Origin of the sequence: Fictibacillus enclensis, assembly GCF_030123385.1 — a bacterium.
GTDB classification, from domain to species: domain Bacteria; phylum Bacillota; class Bacilli; order Bacillales; family Fictibacillaceae; genus Fictibacillus_C; species Fictibacillus_C enclensis.
Map to the genome: position 1 here is coordinate 306,160 of NZ_CP126109.1, position 18,190 is coordinate 324,349.

Here is an 18,190-nt window from a genome sequence, read left to right on the forward strand (position 1 = left end):
TTTATCCATCAACTTTATTTATTCACCGCGTTAATTTGTTATAATATAACTAACAAATAAGGATCGGACGGTGTTTGTATGTATAAGCCTAAAAAGGATACTCAGAATGAAGCAGAGTTTGTTTTTATCGAAGATTTGGTTCCTGAAGACCACCTCTTGAGGAAGATTGATCGCTATATCGATTTTTCTTTTATCGGTGAGAAAGTTCGTCCTTATTATTCAGAATCTACAGGACGTCCTTCGGACCCTATTCTGCTTTTCAAGATGATGTTCATCGGCTATTTCTACGGCATTCGCTCAGAACGACAACTTGAACGAGAAGTCAAAACCAATATCGCTTATCGCTGGTTTCTTGGCTTAAAACTGAATGACCCTGTTCCAGATCATTCCACGATCAGTTGGAACCGGCGGACTCGTTTCAAAGATACCCACGTCTTTCAAGAGATCTTTGATGAGATCGTCCTTCAAGCCATGAATCATAAAATGGTGGGAGGAAGAGTCTTATTTTCCGATTCTACCCACCTTAAAGCGAATGCCAATAAACATAAATTCACAAGAGAAGAAGTGGAAGCAGAAACAAGAGGATACATTGAAGAATTAAATCAGGCGGTCGAGGAGGACAGAGAAAAGCACGGAAAAAAGCCCTTAAAAGAGAAAGAGGAGGTGAAAGAAAAGAAGCAAATTCGCAAAAGTACGACTGATCCCGATTGTGGTTTTATGTCGCGAGACCATAAACAAGAAATGTTCTGTTATTTAGATCATAGAACGACCGATATGAAATTCAATATTATCACCGATGCCTATGTCACCCCTGGGAACGTGCATGATTCTGTGCCTTACCTTTCTCGTTTAGACCGCCAAATCGAACGATTTCAATTAGGGGTAGAAGCTGTGGCTTTAGATTCAGGCTATCTCACCACTCCGATTTGTAAGGGACTTTATGACCGGACGATTTTCGGGGTGATCGCCCACCGCAGATACCACCCAACAAAAGGGCTGATGCCGAAATGGAAATTTACATACGATAAAGAACGGGAAGTATATGTTTGTCCCAATGGCCAGGAACTCGTCTACTGCACAACCACAAGGGAAGGATATCAGGAGTATAAATCGGATCCCAAGCTATGCGCAGAATGCCCACTATTAAATGAGTGCACGCGTTCAAAAAACAAACAAAAAGTCGTAACGCGCCATGTCTGGGAAGAACATAAAGAAAAAGTACGCGACAACAGACTGTCGGCTTCTGGAAAGATGCTTTATAAATTTAGAAAAGAAAAGGTGGAGCGAAGCTTCGCAGATTCGAAAGAGCTGCATGGGCTTCGCTATTGCAGGTTGAGGGGATTACAGAATGCGAGTGAGCAGGTGCTTCTCACAGCAGCCTGTCAGAATATGAAAAAGATCGCCACACACCTAGCCAAGCTTGGCTAGGTGTGTGAGGATCTTTTTCTTCAGAGAAATCACACAACAGGGCAGTAATTCTAAACAAATAAAAAAGCTTGTGGAGAAAAAACAGAGCTTTCTCCACAAGCTGTAAGAAACCAGATCCTTTTTATTAAAAGGAATCTGGTTTCTTTCACTTTATCTTAAGCTTCCTTCACAACTGCCTTCTTCAAAGCAACCTTCTTTTTCTCCCCAGGTGCCTGATCTGTACGCTTGATAAAGAACGCAAGCAACAGTCCGAGAATACCAATACCCACAATCACAAGATAAGCATCATTAATTCCTTGGATGGAAGCCTCCATAGTCATATGCTGCTGGGTTTCGCCTTTTGCCGCACCTGCTGCTGCCATTTCAGTGAAATGGGTTTTCGTACGGTTGGTCATGACAGTAACAAGCAACGACGTACCAATAGCTCCGGCGACTTGTTTAATCGTATTCGAGATGGCGGTTCCGTGCGCATGGAGCTTGGCAGGCAGCTGATTGAGTCCTGCGGTTTGAATCGGCATTAACAGCAGCGCCATTCCGATCCGGCGGCCGGTGGACATGAGTACCAAGTAGGTGTAGCTTGTTGTGTCTGAAAGGTGAATAAATCCAATGGTGGTGATGATTGTGATTACCATTCCAATAACCGAAAGCCATTTAGCTCCAAAACGGTCAAACAGTTTTCCGGTAATCGGCATCAGGAAGCCCATCACAAGCGCTCCAGGCAGCAGAAGCAATCCGGATTCCAGGGCTGTAAAGCCGCGGGCGTTTTGAAGATATAACGGCAGAAGCATCATATCGGCATACATAATCATGGTAATCGCAATATTGATAATGGTGGTTAGCGAGAACATATTGTATTTAAAGGCACCGAGATCGAGCAACGGATCCTTTAATACGAGCTGCCTCCAGGTAAACAGTGTAAGGGCAATGATTCCGCCAATCAGGGTGACAAGCACTTCTGTGTTCGACCATCCTTCACTGCCGGCCCGGCTAAAGCTATAGAGAAGGGCACCGAACCCGATGGTGGAAAGAATCACACTGGTCATATCGACTTTGCTAAAGATGCGTTCGGATACATTTTTCAGAAAAACAAAACCTAAAACAATAACAAGAACGGCAAACGGTATCATGCCGTAGAACATGGTTTCCCAAGCGCGAAGTTCTCCAAAACATAACCGGCAAGTGTAGGGCCGATTGCAGGGGCGAAGATCACGGCAAATCCAACCATTCCCATGGCCGATCCCCTTTTATCGGGAGGGAAGATCGCTAATACCACATTCATAAGAAGCGGCATTATAATTCCGGCGCCGGCTGCCTGGACCATGCGGCCAGTCAACAGGATGGGGAAATTAGAGGCAATGGCTGATATGATCGTTCCCACAAGGAAAATAATCATCGACGCCTGAAAAAGCTGGCGTGTGGAGAACCTTTGAATCAAATAAGCGGTGATTGGAATCAGGACACCGTTCACCAGCATATATCCTGTAGTCAGCCACTGGGCAGTAGCGGCGGTAATATCAAAATCCTTCATTAATTCCGGGGTTGCAACGCTCATGACGGTTTGGTTCAAGATCGCCAAAAAGGCACCCAGGATCAAGATGAACAAGACGGGCCACTTTTTGATCGAACCACTCTGTATATCTGTACTTTTATTCACTCTGTTCCATCCTCCAATAAAACGTGGACTAAATTTACAATGTGTTGTATAGTTGACATTTCATAAATTACATTATAGTGATATCCAATGAATTTACAAGCAACGATTCAGAAGAAAGTGTAAAGTAATAGACACTCTGTTTCCTTTTGTTGTTTATCCTGAAAATTTAAGACAAAATCGGAAAAATTGTAGTTGTGATTAAGGAGAGAGGAATGGTCATGAAGGAAACGAAAAAAACAGATCCGCGAATCCTGCGCACCCGGCATTTGATTCGGGATGCCTTTGTCCAGCTGCTTCAAGAAAGGGACATCGAAAAAATAACGGTAAACAGCATCGCGGAACGGGCCACCATCAACCGCGTGACCTTCTATCTGCACTATCGGGACATTCCCGATATGCTGGAAAAGATGGCGGACGATATGATTGAGGATATCGTTCAGGCTTTGAATCGTACACCGGTTGATGATAATACTCGGGATGGCGGGTACTGGCCAAAGATGGTGCAATTTATTGAGCATATTGCTGAACAGGAGGAATTTTATAAAGTCATCCTCGCAACGAAACGGACACCGATTTTTATGGAGCGGCTATTAAACCTGGTTACAGAAATGATGGAAGAGAACCTTGAAAAAGAAGGAAGCAGCTCCTTCATTTCAAAAGCAGGGATTCCAACGGACATTGCCATGTGGTATGTATCCTCAGCACTGTTTGGAACCATTATCGGGTGGTTGAGAAACGGCATGCCGTATTCTCCACATTATTTGGCCAAGCAATTTTATCAGCTGCTGCCGGGTAAGGGGGATAAAGAGTAAATAAAAAAAGAGGCTTCCTCAAAGTTTAGTAACTTTTGAAGAAGCCTTTTTCTATAAACAAAGCAAAAGGATTGTCCTATAACTAGACAATCCGCTTTTGCTGTTATTTATCCAATTCAACCGTTTCATTCACATCTGCCGATTCAGCATCTTGCCCTGTTATTCGTTTAAACATAAACGCGATTCTCTTCGTAAAACTGCCGGTTTCCCAATATTCGACTGCTTCTGTTTTAATTTTAATCAAGACAATGTTGGGATCGTCATAAGTGGTTTGCATAATTTTGTCATAGGCGAAGCCCCACAATTCCTTCTTCTTATCTAAATCCTCAACGATTTCCGCTCTTCCACGGATGGATACATAGGATTTACCTGCATAAGCGACATTAACCTCTTGATTGTGTAAAATTTCATCATATTTATTCGTCTCTTTTTTAGTGAAAAACCATAGGTCACCATCAAACTCTACTTCTTGTGTTTTCATTGGCCGAGAAACAAGGCCTTCTTCCGTTACCGTAGTCAGCATAGCCGTGTCTATGTCTTTGATTAACTCTCTTACTGTTTCCATTTCTTTTTGGTCCATCATGTTAGACATTTCCATCACCTCGTAAAAGTTTAATAGAGGTATATTACCCTTTACATCAACTTTTACTCTGGTATGGCCGATTACTAAAACCAACCCAAATATGAAACCAATTCCTATCCAACCTATTGTTATTCAGGCATTTTCCGAGCCGTAACAGCCAGTCTGTTCCAAGCGTTGATTACGACGATCTGCATAATGATTTCGGACATTTGCTTTTCATCAAAATATCGTGCAGCTTCATTGTAGACATCATCAGGAACATGTGACTCTGCGACGAGGGTTACAGCTTCTGTCAAAGCAAGAACCGCCCGTTCTTCCGGAGTAAAATAGGGGGTTTCACGCCATGCATTTAATGCATAAATTCGTTGTTCGGTTTCTCCTAATTCGCGTGCTTCCTTTGTATGCATATTCAGGCAAAATGCGCAGCCGTTGACTTGTGATGCCCGAATTTTGATCAGTTCCTTCAGCGTCTTATCAATGCTCGTGCGGGCTACATAGTTCTCTACTGCAAGCATTGCTTGTAATGACCCGGGCTCCACTTCTTCCATTCGAATTCTAGTTTCCATTCTTTTTTCCCTCCATAAAGCTTTTTTTGTCTGACACTTACAAGACGAAATAGCCTCTGTGTTTGTGACAAAATGCTGAGCATTAGTGGCCTTAAACAAAAAAACTATGTAGCAGTCTTTCTTCAAAGTGTTTACTCCAAAGGGTTTTTCACGCTTCGTGATTGCTTGTGGTCTTGGGGTTATAGAAGAGATTACACAGGGCTCTATGATATTGTTACGGATCGTAACTTTAGGAATCAAGGATTTTCGGGGAACAGTTAATCTTAAATTTACTCAAGTGGGGCAAATAACATGGAGCTAAATGCAGTTATCTGGCTGTTCTTTTGAATAACGAACCGGCATTAAGACTGTATTCCAAGGAAGCATGTGTGAACCATTAAGGGCATAAAGTAAAATTAAAAAAGGATGATTTTATCTTAATGGTGAACTTCAATAGCCTCTGTAGCGAATATGGAAAAATGTTCAATCAAAATGTCGAGGTGAAAAACGGGGTATGTTCTGTATCCATACCCAGAAATCTATATGTAACGATTCAAGGAAGACCAAGCAAGGGAGAGCTGCATGCTGGGTTCTCATTTGAATCTTTGGATTTTGAGGGAAACGCATTGAACCTGGGAGAAGTTGTAGTTTTGGAAGAAGAGATACCGAAGTTTACAAAGCAGCTTGTTAATAAAGGGTTTATCATTAGCGCTTTGCATAACCATTGGCTTTTTACCAAACCGACCATCCTTTATATTCACTTTCAATCGGTTGAACCGCCGCTGGCTTTTGCGCAGAAAGCCGCGGAAGCTCTTGCTGTTTTAAGGTAAAAATCAAATAAAAAAACCCTGTAAAGCCATCCTTTAACAGGAACTGCTCTACAGGGTTTTTCTTACTCTCTGCTAAATTACTGCCACAAGCGGCACAACAATAATTCCGGCCTCTGATGCCGTCATGCGGCCGGTTAACAGGACGGGGAAGTTTGCTGCGACGGCCGATATGACCGACCAAGAAGAGAGGATCATGGAAACCACAAAAGCTGCAGCGTCTTAGTCTTATTTCTCAAGATTTTTTCAAGTATTTGTATGCCTTTTTTTTATAGTATACAATAGCCCAACTGTAAGCCGGGCTATTGTATAATTTTTACCTTACTGTAACCTCTTCATCCACAAAACGGGTACCAGTAGATGCACCTATTTGGTCACTCGGTTTTTCTTCCAAGGTTGAAACTTGATCCTCTTGTTTCTTTTTTGAGGCAATAATTCGTTTTCGGCCAAGAGTTTTGTGTTTCATTCTTAGATTCCCCCAGTGATTTTTTTTGAATAAGCATAACCAAAAGATGGAAAGTTAGGTCAAATAACTAAAAGTCGATAATAAAACGTCCTATTGATTACCTGACTGTTGTTGCTGACCTTGTTCTTGCATCCCAGTTCCCATTCCCATCATATTAGAAGCGAGGGGCATGATATTTTTCATTTTTCCACCATTCCCGCTCATCATTTGATAAGCAGCAATACCAACTCCAACCGAAGCGATAATGGGTAAAATACTATTCATATTTGTTTTCATCTACAACACCTCATTTTGGGGATTAGTTCATTTCTGAACCAATACTATTTTGTCTAAAACAAATTGATTAAATTAAGGAGATTGTTACCAAAGCCGTTTAATAATTAGATAAAATCCTCATTTCATGCATAATTCTAATGGAAATCCCCATGATAAAAATGAAGTAAAAAAAAGCAAGGAGAGACCGTATTGAATAAAAAAAACAAATTTATTCAGCTCATGATGGTAATTGTCTTGACAGCTGCTTTATCTGCCTGTATGAATCGCAACGATAATAATAAGCAGGGTATGGAGAATCAGAAAAACAATATGAGGAACATAAGCACGGGTGAAAATACAGGTGATAATGAGAACCAAGACAACCGACTGGATGTTGCAGATGAGGCAGCTGATGAAGTTGTCAAGCTGCCAGAAGTACGTCACGCTAATGTAATCGTTACAGATGAAAACGCTTATGTGGCAGCCGTTCTGGAGGATGGCACCGATGGCAAGCTGACAAAGGATACCGAGAAAAAGATAGCAGATAGGGTAAAAAGCACAGATCCGGATATTAACAACGTATTTGTGTCCACTAACCCTGACTTTGTGGACCGGGTTCAAAAGTACGTGGACGATGTTCAGGCCGGAAAACCGGTCAAAGGGTTCTTTGAAGAATTCAGCGAGATGGTTCAAAGATTATTCCCAACCCAAAGATAAGTATTTTATAAAGGTTGAACTAAAAATGAGGACAAGAGTAGAGCACTCTTGCCTTATTTTTGTTGGAACTTTTTATATTGCCCTTTGCAACTTTGCCGTGGGACTCTTCACGATTTATTGTTCTGTAAGTTAGCAACAAACTGTAAAATCAATTCATTTAATTCATCTGCTGCTTTTGTGGGAATCTGGTGTTTGACATTAGGAATGAACTTTAGCTGATTGGGAGACATAAATTTCAAATAGCATTAAAAAAAACATCCTATAGAGCAGCCCTTTTTTAAGGTATTGCTCTATAGGATTTGTTGTCTGCTTTGATCTATATCACTCTCTGCTTGATCCGGGCCACAAGCGGCACAACAATAATACCAGCAATGACAACCTGCAGGAAGTTACCAGGGATGGAGCCGAACGGCTGGATCCAGTTGTGGTAAAGGATGACTTCGGCAAAATAATAGCCAACAATTTTGATGACAAGGGCTGTGGCGACTGCCAGTGTGTTGACCAGCACTTTGTTGCCGGGTACTTTTTCGGAGATGAGTCCCGCTACATAGCCCATCGCTCCTACGATCACGAAGGTGAACGGTGCCCATATCGTCCATGGTGAAAGCAAATCATATAAGCCCATTCCGAAGGCGCCTGCGACGGCGCCTGTTTTTCTGCCAAACACAAAGGCGGCGATAAACAGTGGAACGTTGCCCAGGTGGATTAATCCACCGTTACCCATGATGGGGAGCTTTATGTTAATAAACACGGTTGCCACATAGGTCAAACCGATGAAAAGTGCATTGATAACTAATGCTCTGGTTCTAGTCGCTCTTACTGCTGTAGTACTCACAATAGTAACCTCTTTCGTTGAACGAATATTCGTTATGAATTGGTATTTCTCACTCATCTATTATATCCACCTGTGACGTTTTAGAAAATAGTGAAATGAAAGAAACCTTAAGTTTGTTAAAATAGAGACGTATGAAGGAGTTAATCACGCATTTTTAATAGAGAAGTTTTTACCGAAGGAGGGGGTTGCGCTGTTACAGCTGCTGCCTTTAATGCTTGAGCGGGCGGGGGTTCTCGTGATGGTGGCTTTTTTGCTTTCCAGATTGAGATCATTCCGGCAAATCGTTCATCAAGAGCATAATCGAAAAGAAAAGATGCTTCTGATCCTGATATTTGGCGCTTTTGGTGTCATCAGCAACTATACCGGGATTGAGATAAATAATGGAGCCATTGTGTCGCAGACCTGGCAGGCGGATGTGGATTATGACGCGGCCATTGCCAACACGCGCATCATGGGGGTGGCGATTGGCGGATTGCTCGGAGGGCCCATCGTCGGTCTGGGTGTTGGATTAATTGCGGGTCTCCACCGTTTGACGCTCGGCGGGTTTACGGCTGAAGCCTGTGCGATTTCCACCATTCTGGCAGGATTGATCACAGGTTGGCTTGGCCGCCGTTTTGGCATCATCGGCAGGAACCGCTCACCGTGGGGAGCTGTAGCGGTTGGGATTTTGATGGAGATCATCCAGATGGGCGTGATTCTGCTGATCGCAAGGCCGTTTGAAGCGGCGTCTCATTTGGTTGAGGTGATCGCCATACCGATGATTACGATCAATGGGCTTGGAACGCTCATTTTTATTATGATCATTCAAAGCATTTTAATGGAGGAAGAGCGTACGCGTGCGCTTCAAACTCATAATGCGCTTCAAATTGCTCAGCAAACGCTTCCTTTTTTCCGTCAGGGGTTAAATTTTCATTCCTGCGGGGAAGCAGCGAAAATTATTTTGAAAGCAACCAAGGCGGATGCCATATCGATCACAGATAAGGAACAGGTGCTGGCTCATGCCGGAGCGGCGTCGGACCATCACCAGCCGGGTCAGAACATGGCAACCCTGTTGACGAAAAAGGTCATAGAAAACGGGAAGATCTTGATTGCCAGGTCAACAGAGGAAATCCAATGCTATCGTGAAAATTGTCCATTGCAGGCCGCGATCGTGGTTCCTTTACAGGTTCGGGATGAAACCGTGGGCTCACTGAAGTTGTACTTTGAGGACCAGGATAAATTAGATCAGGTGGAACAGGAGCTGGCAGAAGGCTTAAGCAAGCTGTTTTCCACTCAGCTGGAATTGGCCGAGGCAGAGTGGCAACAGAAGTTATTGAAGGATGCTGAGGTGAAAGCCTTGCAGGCGCAAGTTCACCCGCATTTTCTGTTCAATGCCATCAATACCATTTCAAGCCTTGTCCGGACGGATGCACCAAAAGCAAGGAAACTCTTAATTCAGCTTGGTGTGTTCTTTCGCAGTAACCTTCAGGGAGCACGGCATTTGTTGATTCCGTTGGAAAAGGAAATTGAACATGTGGAGGCCTATCTGTCGCTCGAGCAAGCGCGTTTTCCGGGCAAATACGAAGTGGAGTTTGATATCGAGCCACAGCTGAACCACGTATTAATCCCGCCATTTACGCTGCAGCCTTTGGTGGAGAATGCGATCCGCCATGCGTTTTCAAGCAAGAAACAGGGAAACGTAAAGGTTACCGCTTATATGGATCAAGACAAAATGATGTTAACAACGGAAGACAATGGCAAGGGCATTCCTGCCGACCTGATCCAATCGCTCGGAAAGGAGTCGGTCCAATCCGCAGAGGGAACCGGGACCGCGCTTTGGAACATTCGGAAGCGGATCCAGGAGATCTACGGAATGGAGGGTTCTTTTTTGATTCAAAGTGAACAGGATGCAGGCACAAAGGTGACCATGACCCTGCCGTTAACCCAAAACAAGTGGAGTGAGAACGATGTTTAAGGCATTTATCGTTGATGATGAGCCGTTAGCCAGAGATGAACTGGAGTATCTTTTAAAAAGGAGCAAGCAAGTGGAGATTGTAGGACAAGGAGATTCCATCGAAAGCTCGTTAAGACAACTTCAAGAGCTGCCGGTTGATGTGATTTTTTTGGACATCCAGCTGGCGAATGAAAGCGGTCTGGATTTGGCAGAAAAAATCATGGACCTTGATCCGCGTCCGGAAATTGTGTTTGCAACTGCGTATGATGAGTACGCGCTGAAAGCCTTTGATCTGCAAGCCATTGACTACATCATGAAGCCGTTTGATGAAACCAGGGTCCAAAAGACAGTGGAAAAAGTGGCCAAGGTGATCAAGGGGAAAGAATACCGGACAAGCCCTTCTCCTGAGCAAGGGGGGACCACCGGAAAACAAACGGACAAGCTGGCAGTGACCGTTGATGAGCGGATCGTGCTGATTGCTGTTTCTGACATTGTATCGATCGGAGCGGTTGAAGGAAAAACGGTGATTGTCACCGATCAGCAACGGTACGAGGTGAATGAGCCGTTGGTCACCTATGAGAGAAAGCTGCAGCAGAACTCCATCATACGCGTGCATCGCGGATACCTGGTGAACCTGGATAAAATTGTGGAGATCCAGCCGTGGTTTAACTCCACCTATAACCTGATCATGAAGGACGGGGAGAAGATACCGGTCAGCCGGACGTTTACAAAGAATTTAAAAGAGCATTTCGGCTTTTAAGGATGCAATTCAGCGACTGGATCATGTCATTCAGCTCCTTGTTTTTGCATTTTAAAATGAAAACCCTCTGTGAACGCTTTCATTTAGTAAGATGAAGGATACATAAATGAAACGAGGAAGAGGGGGAGAATAAATTGAATGCGGTTTCAATTGTTATCGGATCCATTTGTATATTAATGATTGCTTATCGGTTATATGGAACGTTCATGGCTGCAAAGGTCATGAAATTAAATGATGCTAAGCCTACCCCGGCACACGAATTAAATGATGGTAAGGATTATGTTCCAACCAATAAATGGGTAACGTTCGGACATCACTTTGCGGCGATTGCAGCTGCCGGACCACTCGTTGGCCCCATTCTGGCGGCACAATTCGGCTACCTTCCAGGGTTGCTTTGGCTATTGATTGGTGCGGTACTGGGCGGAGCTGTCCATGATGTGGTAGTATTGTTTGCTTCCATGCGCAAAAAAGGGAAATCGCTTTCGGAAGTGGCCAAAGATGAACTTGGTCCTGTAGCTGGTTTTTGTACAGGCCTTGCGATGCTCTTTATCATCACAATCACAATGGCAGGACTGTCCATGGTGGTTCTTCATGCGCTTGAAAACAACCCATGGGGCACGTTTGCTGTCGGCATCACCATTCCCATCGCGATGGGAGTAGGGATTGTTTATAAGAAAACCGGCAACTTGAAAGTCACGTCAACGATCGGATTTATTTTACTGATGGTCGGTGTCTTTATGGGCCCTCAAATCCAAGAGACCGCCCTGGGCGATTGGCTGACACTTGATACGAAAGTTTTGGCGATCATTTTGCCGATCTATGCTTTCTTTGCGGCAGCACTGCCGGTATGGCTGCTGCTTGCACCACGGGATTACTTGAGCAGTTTTATGAAAATTGGTGTATTCATTGCCTTGATTATCGGTGTCTTTATTATTAATCCATCGATTGAGTTTCCGGCTTTTACAAAGTTCATTGATGGCGGTGGTCCGATTTTAGCGGGTCCGGTGTGGCCGTTTATCTCGATTACGATTGCTTGCGGAGCGATCTCTGGTTTTCACGCGTTTGTCGGCTCAGGTACGACACCTAAGATGCTTGATAAATGGTCGGATATTAAGGTCGTTGGCTTTGGCGGAATGCTTGTGGAATGCCTGGTGGCCATCATGGCCTTGATCGCAGCAACTGCGCTTCACCCGGCGGACTATTTTGCGATCAACTCCACGCCTGAGGTATTTAAAACATTAGGAATGGATGTTGTGAATTTGCCAGAACTCAGCCGTGAAATCGGTCTGGATCTGGAAGGCAGAACAGGCGGAGCGGTAACGCTTGCGGTCGGGATGACCTATATCTTTACCGGAATTCCCTGGTTTGCCAAGCTTTCCGCTTATTTCTTTCAGTTCGTGGTTATGTTTGAAGCGGTATTCATCTTAACAGCAATTGATGCAGGAACACGTGTCTCCCGCTACTTGATCCAGGATTTCTTTGGTGAATTTTATAAGCCGCTGAAGAAGACAGACTGGCTTCCGGGTTCCATTATCGCCAGTGCTCTTGCCTGCTTCATGTGGGGCTATCTTCTGTACTCCGGAGATATTGGCTCGATCTGGGCACTCTTCGGGGTATCCAACCAGATGATGGCATCCATTGGTTTAATTATTGGAGGAACCGTTATTTTGAAAGTAGCCGACAAGAGACGATACATGCTCACGTGCCTTATTCCACTGGCCTATCTCTTTGTTACCGTCAATTATGCCGGTTACTGGATGGTCAAAAATGTTTATCTTAACCCGGATAACCCGGGCTACAATATGCTGAATGCTGTACTTTCCGTGATTATGTTGATCCTCGGAGTTATCATTATGGCGGCTGCGATTAAAAAATGGCTGGAGATGTGGAACTCCCCAAGCCGGCAGCTGGAGGATGCCAGATCGGCATAGAATGTAAAATGGTTGAAAGCCGCCAAAATTGTATGGCGGCTTTTAATTTTGGACTCAATAATCCCACACCATTGATAGATTTTTTCATAGATTAGTAGTAAGACCAATCAGGGAACACCCCTCCTTTGATTGGTCCCAAACTATTGTTTTCAACTATACGTACAATGGAGGTTGAAAAACTATGATGAGAAAAAGAATGGTTGCTGCAAGACAAAACGGGTGCGTAGCTGGGATGGCAGCAGATGATGCGGCATTAGAGGAAGCATTAAGAGCAGCTCAAAACCGAGCAGCCCTCGCCGAACTAGAAAGGGCTCGCGCAGAAGAAGCAGAGGCTGCTGCACGGGCAGAAGCCGCAGAAGCAAGAGCTGCTTTACGGGATTGTCTATTCCGCCGGAAAAAGAAGCAATGGGGCTGTGGCTGGTAATTGGTAAGAAAAAAAGGGCAGAAATGCTCTTTTTTTTGCATAATGCTTGCATCAGGAATATGGTCATTTGATTCATAACCGTCTTGTCTCATCACTCATACACTACATTAACGACTACAATAAAGTTTATTAGGAGTGAATACATGGGATCTGCACGGTTAACAGGACGAGTCATCTTTAAGGGTCAACCCGGCTATGAAGAGGCCATTAAAAACTGGAATCCTTATGTTGATACCTATCCGCTAGTTTTTGTTTTTGCACAAAATTCACGTGATGTAAGCAATGGTATTAAATGGGCCAGAGAAAATAATGTACCGATTCGTGTCAGAAGCGGGCGGCATGCGCTTGATAAGAACCTCAACGTTGTCAAGGGAGGAATTGTTATCGATGTGAGCACATGCAGAAAGTGTACCTGGATAAAGAAAATGCCATTGCAACCGTCCAAACAGGCATTCACGTCGGGCCGCTTGTAAAGGGATTGGCGCGAGAAGGGTTTATGGCTCCCTTTGGAGACAGCCCGACCGTTGGTATCGGTGGAATTACAATGGGTGGCGGATTTGGCGTAGTGTCCCGATCCATTGGCCTGATCAGTGACAATCTTCTCGGACTTAAAACGGTGGATGCACAAGGCCGGATTATTCGGGCGAATCATTGCCGTCATGAGGATTTATTTTGGGCTTCCAGGGGCGGTGGAGGCGGTAACCTTGGATATAATACCGAATACACCTTTCAAGTTCGCCGTGCCCCTAAGACCGCAACCGTCTTCAACATCATTTGGCCGTGGGAGCAGCTGGAAACGGTATTTAAAACCTGGCAGCGATGGGCGCCGTTTGTAGACGAGCGTTTAGGCTGCATTCTTGAGATTTACAGCAAAATAAATGGCTTGGTTCATGCGGAAGGCATTTTTCTTGGGTCAAAATCCGAGGCGATCAAATTATTAGAACCGCTGATCAGTGTGGGTACGCCAACTCAAAGCGTAATCGAATCACTATACTATCCTGACGCGATCGATTTCTTGGATCCGGACGAACCGATTCCCGGCCGATCCGATCAAAGTGTGAAATTCTCGTCTGCATGGGGATTGCATCTATGGCCGGATGAGCCGATTAAAGTCATGAGGAAATTTTTGGAAGATGCAACTGGAACAGAAGCCAACTTCTTCTTCTTTAACTGGGGCGGTGCGCTAAGCAGAGTACCAAAACACAAGACGGCCTTCTACTGGCGCGATCCATTGTTCTATACAGAGTGGACGGCCAGTTGGACCGATAAATCAGATGAAGCCAGGAATGTGGCATCCGTCGAAGTCGTACGTAAGATGTTGAAGCCTTATACAGAAGGTTCGTATGTCAATGTTCCCGACGAATTTATCAAGAACTATGGAAAAGAGTATTGGGGTTCAAACTTTGAAAGACTTCGAGAAGTAAAGACAAAGTATGATCCGGAAAATTTCTTCCATTTCCCACAGAGCATACCACCCTTCCCCAATTGTTAACGATTAAAAAGATTAAAACCGCCGAAATTCGATTTGGTGGTTTTTTAATATTTTTCAGAATAAAATATAGTGAAGTCATGGTTAAATATTGGTAATATGGATTTAAAATGATAGGATCTTTTGTAAGCCATAAAGTATAGTGGGAATTTAAGGTGGACTGACATGATTAAAGATAAACGAATAAAAAAAATTAAAGAATACGTTATGGAACATGAATTTGCTTCTTTGGACGAATTGGTCACCGTATTTGATGTGTCGAAAAATACCATTAGGCGTGATGTTCAGGAACTGGTTGATAATGGCAAGCTAAAAAAAGTGTATGGCGGGGTTTCTGCCATACATAAAAAACTGGAGTCATTCCAAGACCGGCAAGTTCGGAACCTGCAGGAAAAGGTGTTAATCTCTGAAAAAGCTTCCGGTTTTATTGAGGATGGTGACTTTATCTTTCTGGATTCTGGAACGACAACGATTGAAATGTTTAATTTTTTAAAGGAAAAAAGCTTAACTATTTTCACGAATAGCATTGATTTTATCGTTCGTGCAATTCCGTATGAGAACTTAAACGTGATCTCGATCGGTGGAATGGTGGATCGAAAGACGAATTCATTTGTTAATCCACGAAACATGGAGTTATTAAGGGATTACAACATCAAGAAAGCATTTATGGCTTCCACCGGAATCTCGCTGGTAAATGGAGTAACCAATGCATCGCCCGATGAAAGTGAACTAAAAAAAACCGTCGTCAACCGCAGCTCAGAGGTCTACTTATTGGTGGACCACAACAAATTCGATAAATACGGTTTAATGACGTACTGTGGTTTAGATGAGGTTGATTATATCGTAACAGACAGATTGCCAGAAGATCATTACCAGGAATACGCGAAGCAGAATGGCATCCAGTTTTTTATTGCAGATTAGAAGCCATTTCTGTTGAAGCTTATCCTCATAAGCCTTTCTCTCATTGAGCGGAAGGGTTTTTTATTTTAGTTAGGCAGTAGACGGCTTGCATTCGTCTGAATTATCAAAAAACCGTTAATAAAACGATTGACTGAAAGCATTTTTACTATTACCATGAAAACAAATATAACCAAAATATAACCAATAGATAACAAAAAGTGAAGTCGTTTACTTCCAGAGGAGGAAAAAGCATGGCTGAAGCATTAACACAGGTAAAAAAGTTGAAAAACTACATAAACGGCGAGTGGGTGGAAAGCAAAGCCACTCAATACGAGGGTGTATACGATCCTGCTAAAAAGGAAGTAATTGCCCAGGTTCCTATCTCTACGAAAGAAGAGGTTGATCACGCGATTGAAGTGGCAGCCCAAGCTTTTCAAAGCTGGAAAGCGGTTCCGGTGCAAAAGCGTGCACGCATTCTATTTAACTTCCAACAGCTGCTTCAAAAAAATAAAGATGAGCTGGCCCGTATCATCACGATTGAAAATGGTAAGAACCTGACCGAAGCACTCGGTGAAGTAGGACGAGGAATTGAAAACGTGGAATTTGCAGCTGGCGCTCCGACACTCATGATGGGTGATTCGCTTGCAACGATTGCTGCGGATGTGGAAGTGACAAATTACCGTTATCCAATCGGGGTAGTTGGAGGAATTACACCATTTAACTTCCCCATGATGGTGCCGTGCTGGATGTTCCCAATGGCGATTGCTGTAGGTAACACCTTTGTATTGAAGCCATCCGAAAGAACTCCATTGCTTGCTAATCGTTTAGCAGAGTTGTTTGAAGAAGCAGGGCTCCCAAAGGGCGTGTTCAACATCGTCCACGGTGCGCATGATGTGGTAAATGGTTTGCTGGATCATCCTGAAGTAAAGGCCATTTCCTTCGTAGGCTCCCAGCCTGTCGGCGAGTATGTCTACAAGCGCGGAAGCGAAAAGCTTAAGCGTGTTCAAGCCCTAACCGGTGCGAAGAACCACTCTGTTGTATTAAATGATGCAGATCTTGAGCTTGCGACATCCAACGTGTTTGCTTCCGCTTTTGGCTCTGCCGGTGAGCGCTGCATGGCGTGTTCAGTCGTAACGGTAGAAGAAGGAATTGCGGATGCCTTCCTCGATAAATTGGTTGAAAAAGCAAAAACCGTTAAAATCGGCCACGGCCTGGATGAAGAAGTATTCCTTGGACCAGTGATCCGTGAACAAAATCAACAGCGTACATTAGGCTATATCCAAAAAGGTGTTGAAGAAGGTGCAAAGCTCGTATGCGATGGCCGCAATAATGCGCCTGAAGAAGGATATTTTGTTGGGCCAACGATTTTTGATGATGTAACAACGGATATGTCCATCTGGAAAGATGAAATTTTTGCTCCGGTATTGTCCATTGTCCGTGTGAAGAACTTGAAGGAAGCAGTGGAAACGGCCAACCAATCCGAGTTTGCCAACGGTGCCTGTCTCTACACATCCAATGCTTCTGCAATCCGTTACTTCCGTGAAAATATCGACGCAGGTATGCTTGGAATTAACCTGGGCGTGCCAGCTCCAATGGCATTCTTCCCATTCTCAGGATGGAAGTCTTCCTTCTACGGAACACTTCCTGCCAATGGAAAAGACAGCGTTGAGTTTTACACACGCAAAAAAGTAGTGACTGCCAATTATAAAGCACCATCATTTGAATGAGATCCAACCATTAGATAACAGCTATTATCCTGATGTCCCCTGCATCAGGATAATGGTTTTACATAGACAGGAGGAGATGACAAAGTGAGTCAATTGCTTCGTAAACCACAGCAAAAAGAGATATCAGAAGGAGTTACTGTCGTTCAGGAAGTAAACAGTGAAACCTCTCAATTGGAATATGTTGGTGTGAAAGTCGTAGACCTTGCTCCAGGACGTTCCTATAAGGAAAACTTGAGCAACACTGAATGCTGCATTGTTGCCTTAACAGGAAAAATAAATGTCTCTGATTCCGAACAGGTTTTTGAAAATCTGGGTACGAGAGAAACTGTTTTTGAAAAGAAACCGACCGACAGCGTCTATGTATCCAATGATCGTTCATTTGAAGTGACGGCTGTAACGCAGGCCCGCGTTGTTCTTTGCTACTCGCCTTCCAGCCTGTCCCTGCCGACAAAGCTCATTAAGGCAGAGGACAACAGTATAGAAAATCGTGGAAAATACAGCAATAAACGTCTGGTGCATAATATTCTGCCCGATTCCGACCCATCCGCAAACAGCCTTTTGGTTGTAGAAGTCTATACGGAAAGCGGAAACTGGTCGAGTTATCCTCCGCATAAACATGATCAGGACAATTTGCCTCATGAATCCTTTTTGGAAGAGACCTACTACCATGAAATGAATCCAAGACAAGGATTTGTATTCCAGCGTGTTTATACCGATGATCGCTCCATTGATGAAACGATGGCTGCAGAGAATGGTGATGTTGTCGTTGTACCGGCCGGCTACCATCCAGTTGGGGTGCCCGATGGTTATGAATCGTATTACTTAAATGTGATGGCAGGGCCATCCCGTTCGTGGAAGTTCCATAACGAACCAGCACATGAGTGGATTTTAAACCGTAAATAAG

At 43.9% G+C, this 18,190-nt stretch carries 17 protein-coding genes and 2 pseudogenes; 12 read left to right on the forward strand and 7 right to left on the reverse strand.

Annotation, left to right across the window (positions count from 1 at the left end):
- Nucleotides 1-78 precede the first annotated feature (78 nt).
- Nucleotides 79-1,428 carry an IS1182 family transposase gene (locus QNH15_RS01710; RefSeq protein ID WP_283889030.1) on the forward strand — a complete coding sequence of 450 codons (1,350 nt, stop codon included), beginning with the start codon at nt 79-81 and terminating at the stop codon, nt 1,426-1,428.
- Nucleotides 1,429-1,583: 155 nt separating this feature from the next.
- Here QNH15_RS01710 and QNH15_RS01715 read toward each other — a convergent pair.
- Nucleotides 1,584-3,082: pseudogene (locus tag QNH15_RS01715) on the reverse strand (DHA2 family efflux MFS transporter permease subunit).
- Between the two features lie 218 nt (nt 3,083-3,300).
- Between QNH15_RS01715 and QNH15_RS01720 the strand changes: the two are divergent.
- A complete protein-coding gene (locus QNH15_RS01720) occupies nt 3,301-3,894 on the forward strand; it encodes a TetR/AcrR family transcriptional regulator (protein ID WP_283892094.1) in 594 nt (197 codons plus the stop codon).
- Nucleotides 3,895-3,997: 103 nt separating this feature from the next.
- Here the strand turns inward: QNH15_RS01720 and QNH15_RS01725 are convergent, their stop codons facing one another.
- Entirely contained in the window at nt 3,998-4,486 is a 489-nt protein-coding gene (locus QNH15_RS01725) for a pyridoxamine 5'-phosphate oxidase family protein (protein ID WP_283892096.1), read from the reverse strand.
- Nucleotides 4,487-4,605: 119 nt separating this feature from the next.
- Entirely contained in the window at nt 4,606-5,043 is a 438-nt protein-coding gene (locus QNH15_RS01730; RefSeq protein WP_283892098.1) for a carboxymuconolactone decarboxylase family protein, read from the reverse strand.
- Between the two features lie 419 nt (nt 5,044-5,462).
- On the opposite strand from QNH15_RS01730, the gene QNH15_RS01735 reads away from it, so the two are divergent.
- Entirely contained in the window at nt 5,463-5,852 is a 390-nt protein-coding gene (locus QNH15_RS01735) for a DUF1259 domain-containing protein (protein WP_283892100.1), read from the forward strand.
- Nucleotides 5,853-5,924: 72 nt separating this feature from the next.
- On the opposite strand, the gene QNH15_RS01740 is transcribed toward QNH15_RS01735, so the two are convergent.
- From QNH15_RS01740 to QNH15_RS01750, 3 genes are all read right to left on the reverse strand, one after another.
- Nucleotides 5,925-6,047 (reverse strand): hypothetical protein, encoded by a 123-nt coding sequence (locus tag QNH15_RS01740; protein WP_283892102.1) that lies wholly within the window; start codon nt 6,045-6,047, stop codon nt 5,925-5,927.
- Between the two features lie 118 nt (nt 6,048-6,165).
- Entirely contained in the window at nt 6,166-6,315 is a 150-nt protein-coding gene (locus tag QNH15_RS01745; RefSeq protein WP_283892104.1) for a hypothetical protein, read from the reverse strand.
- Between the two features lie 90 nt (nt 6,316-6,405).
- On the reverse strand, nt 6,406-6,591 hold the full coding sequence (locus tag QNH15_RS01750) for a hypothetical protein (protein WP_283892106.1): 186 nt from the start codon (nt 6,589-6,591) through the stop codon (nt 6,406-6,408).
- A gap of 189 nt (nt 6,592-6,780) precedes the next feature.
- On the opposite strand from QNH15_RS01750, the gene QNH15_RS01755 reads away from it, so the two are divergent.
- A complete protein-coding gene (locus QNH15_RS01755) occupies nt 6,781-7,287 on the forward strand; it encodes a YhcN/YlaJ family sporulation lipoprotein (RefSeq protein WP_283892108.1) in 507 nt (168 codons plus the stop codon).
- A gap of 316 nt (nt 7,288-7,603) precedes the next feature.
- On the opposite strand, the gene QNH15_RS01760 is transcribed toward QNH15_RS01755, so the two are convergent.
- Entirely contained in the window at nt 7,604-8,179 is a 576-nt protein-coding gene (locus QNH15_RS01760; RefSeq protein ID WP_430667116.1) for an ECF transporter S component, read from the reverse strand.
- 133 nt (nt 8,180-8,312) lie between these two features.
- Between QNH15_RS01760 and QNH15_RS01765 the strand changes: the two genes are divergently transcribed.
- The 8 genes and pseudogenes from QNH15_RS01765 (at nt 8,313) to iolB (ending at nt 18,189) form a co-directional block, all read left to right on the forward strand.
- Nucleotides 8,313-10,076: a sensor histidine kinase gene (locus QNH15_RS01765; protein WP_283895396.1), complete on the forward strand. Its 1,764-nt coding sequence runs from the start codon at nt 8,313-8,315 to the stop codon at nt 10,074-10,076.
- The gene (locus QNH15_RS01770) at nt 10,069-10,815 is read left to right on the forward strand and encodes a LytR/AlgR family response regulator transcription factor (RefSeq protein WP_283892110.1); all 747 of its coding nucleotides are present in this window, start codon (nt 10,069-10,071) and stop codon (nt 10,813-10,815) included. Before QNH15_RS01765 ends, QNH15_RS01770 begins: the two co-directional genes overlap by 8 nt.
- Before the next feature lie 134 nt (nt 10,816-10,949).
- On the forward strand, nt 10,950-12,746 hold the full coding sequence (gene cstA / locus QNH15_RS01775) for a carbon starvation protein CstA (protein WP_283892112.1): 1,797 nt from the start codon (nt 10,950-10,952) through the stop codon (nt 12,744-12,746).
- A gap of 181 nt (nt 12,747-12,927) precedes the next feature.
- Entirely contained in the window at nt 12,928-13,170 is a 243-nt protein-coding gene (locus QNH15_RS01780) for a hypothetical protein (protein ID WP_283892114.1), read from the forward strand.
- Nucleotides 13,171-13,313: 143 nt separating this feature from the next.
- A pseudogene (locus QNH15_RS01785) lies at nt 13,314-14,662 on the forward strand (FAD-binding oxidoreductase).
- Nucleotides 14,663-14,824: 162 nt separating this feature from the next.
- Nucleotides 14,825-15,580: a DeoR/GlpR family DNA-binding transcription regulator gene (locus tag QNH15_RS01790; protein ID WP_283892116.1), complete on the forward strand. Its 756-nt coding sequence runs from the start codon at nt 14,825-14,827 to the stop codon at nt 15,578-15,580.
- Nucleotides 15,581-15,810: 230 nt separating this feature from the next.
- Entirely contained in the window at nt 15,811-17,286 is a 1,476-nt protein-coding gene (locus QNH15_RS01795) for a CoA-acylating methylmalonate-semialdehyde dehydrogenase (protein ID WP_283892118.1), read from the forward strand.
- Nucleotides 17,287-17,370: 84 nt separating this feature from the next.
- Nucleotides 17,371-18,189 carry a 5-deoxy-glucuronate isomerase gene (iolB, locus tag QNH15_RS01800; protein ID WP_283892120.1) on the forward strand — a complete coding sequence of 273 codons (819 nt, stop codon included), beginning with the start codon at nt 17,371-17,373 and terminating at the stop codon, nt 18,187-18,189.
- Nucleotide 18,190: the final 1 nt, after the last annotated feature.

Bases quoted from the DNA above. Each gene is read 5' to 3' on its own strand.
- QNH15_RS01720 (WP_283892094.1), top strand. From the start codon at position 3,301: ATGAAGGAAACGAAAAAAACAGATCCGCGAATCCTGCGCACCCGGCAT.
- QNH15_RS01725 (WP_283892096.1), bottom strand. From the start codon at position 4,486: ATGTCTAACATGATGGACCAAAAAGAAATGGAAACAGTAAGAGAGTTA.
- QNH15_RS01750 (WP_283892106.1), bottom strand. From the start codon at position 6,591: ATGAAAACAAATATGAATAGTATTTTACCCATTATCGCTTCGGTTGGA.
- QNH15_RS01745 (WP_283892104.1), bottom strand. From the start codon at position 6,315: ATGAAACACAAAACTCTTGGCCGAAAACGAATTATTGCCTCAAAAAAG.
- QNH15_RS01740 (WP_283892102.1), bottom strand. From the start codon at position 6,047: ATGATCCTCTCTTCTTGGTCGGTCATATCGGCCGTCGCAGCAAACTTC.
- QNH15_RS01710 (WP_283889030.1), top strand. From the start codon at position 79: ATGTATAAGCCTAAAAAGGATACTCAGAATGAAGCAGAGTTTGTTTTT.
- QNH15_RS01760 (WP_430667116.1), bottom strand. From the start codon at position 8,179: ATGAGTGAGAAATACCAATTCATAACGAATATTCGTTCAACGAAAGAG.
- QNH15_RS01795 (WP_283892118.1), top strand. From the start codon at position 15,811: ATGGCTGAAGCATTAACACAGGTAAAAAAGTTGAAAAACTACATAAAC.
- QNH15_RS01780 (WP_283892114.1), top strand. From the start codon at position 12,928: ATGATGAGAAAAAGAATGGTTGCTGCAAGACAAAACGGGTGCGTAGCT.
- QNH15_RS01735 (WP_283892100.1), top strand. From the start codon at position 5,463: ATGGTGAACTTCAATAGCCTCTGTAGCGAATATGGAAAAATGTTCAAT.
- QNH15_RS01790 (WP_283892116.1), top strand. From the start codon at position 14,825: ATGATTAAAGATAAACGAATAAAAAAAATTAAAGAATACGTTATGGAA.
- QNH15_RS01770 (WP_283892110.1), top strand. From the start codon at position 10,069: ATGTTTAAGGCATTTATCGTTGATGATGAGCCGTTAGCCAGAGATGAA.
- QNH15_RS01730 (WP_283892098.1), bottom strand. From the start codon at position 5,043: ATGGAAACTAGAATTCGAATGGAAGAAGTGGAGCCCGGGTCATTACAA.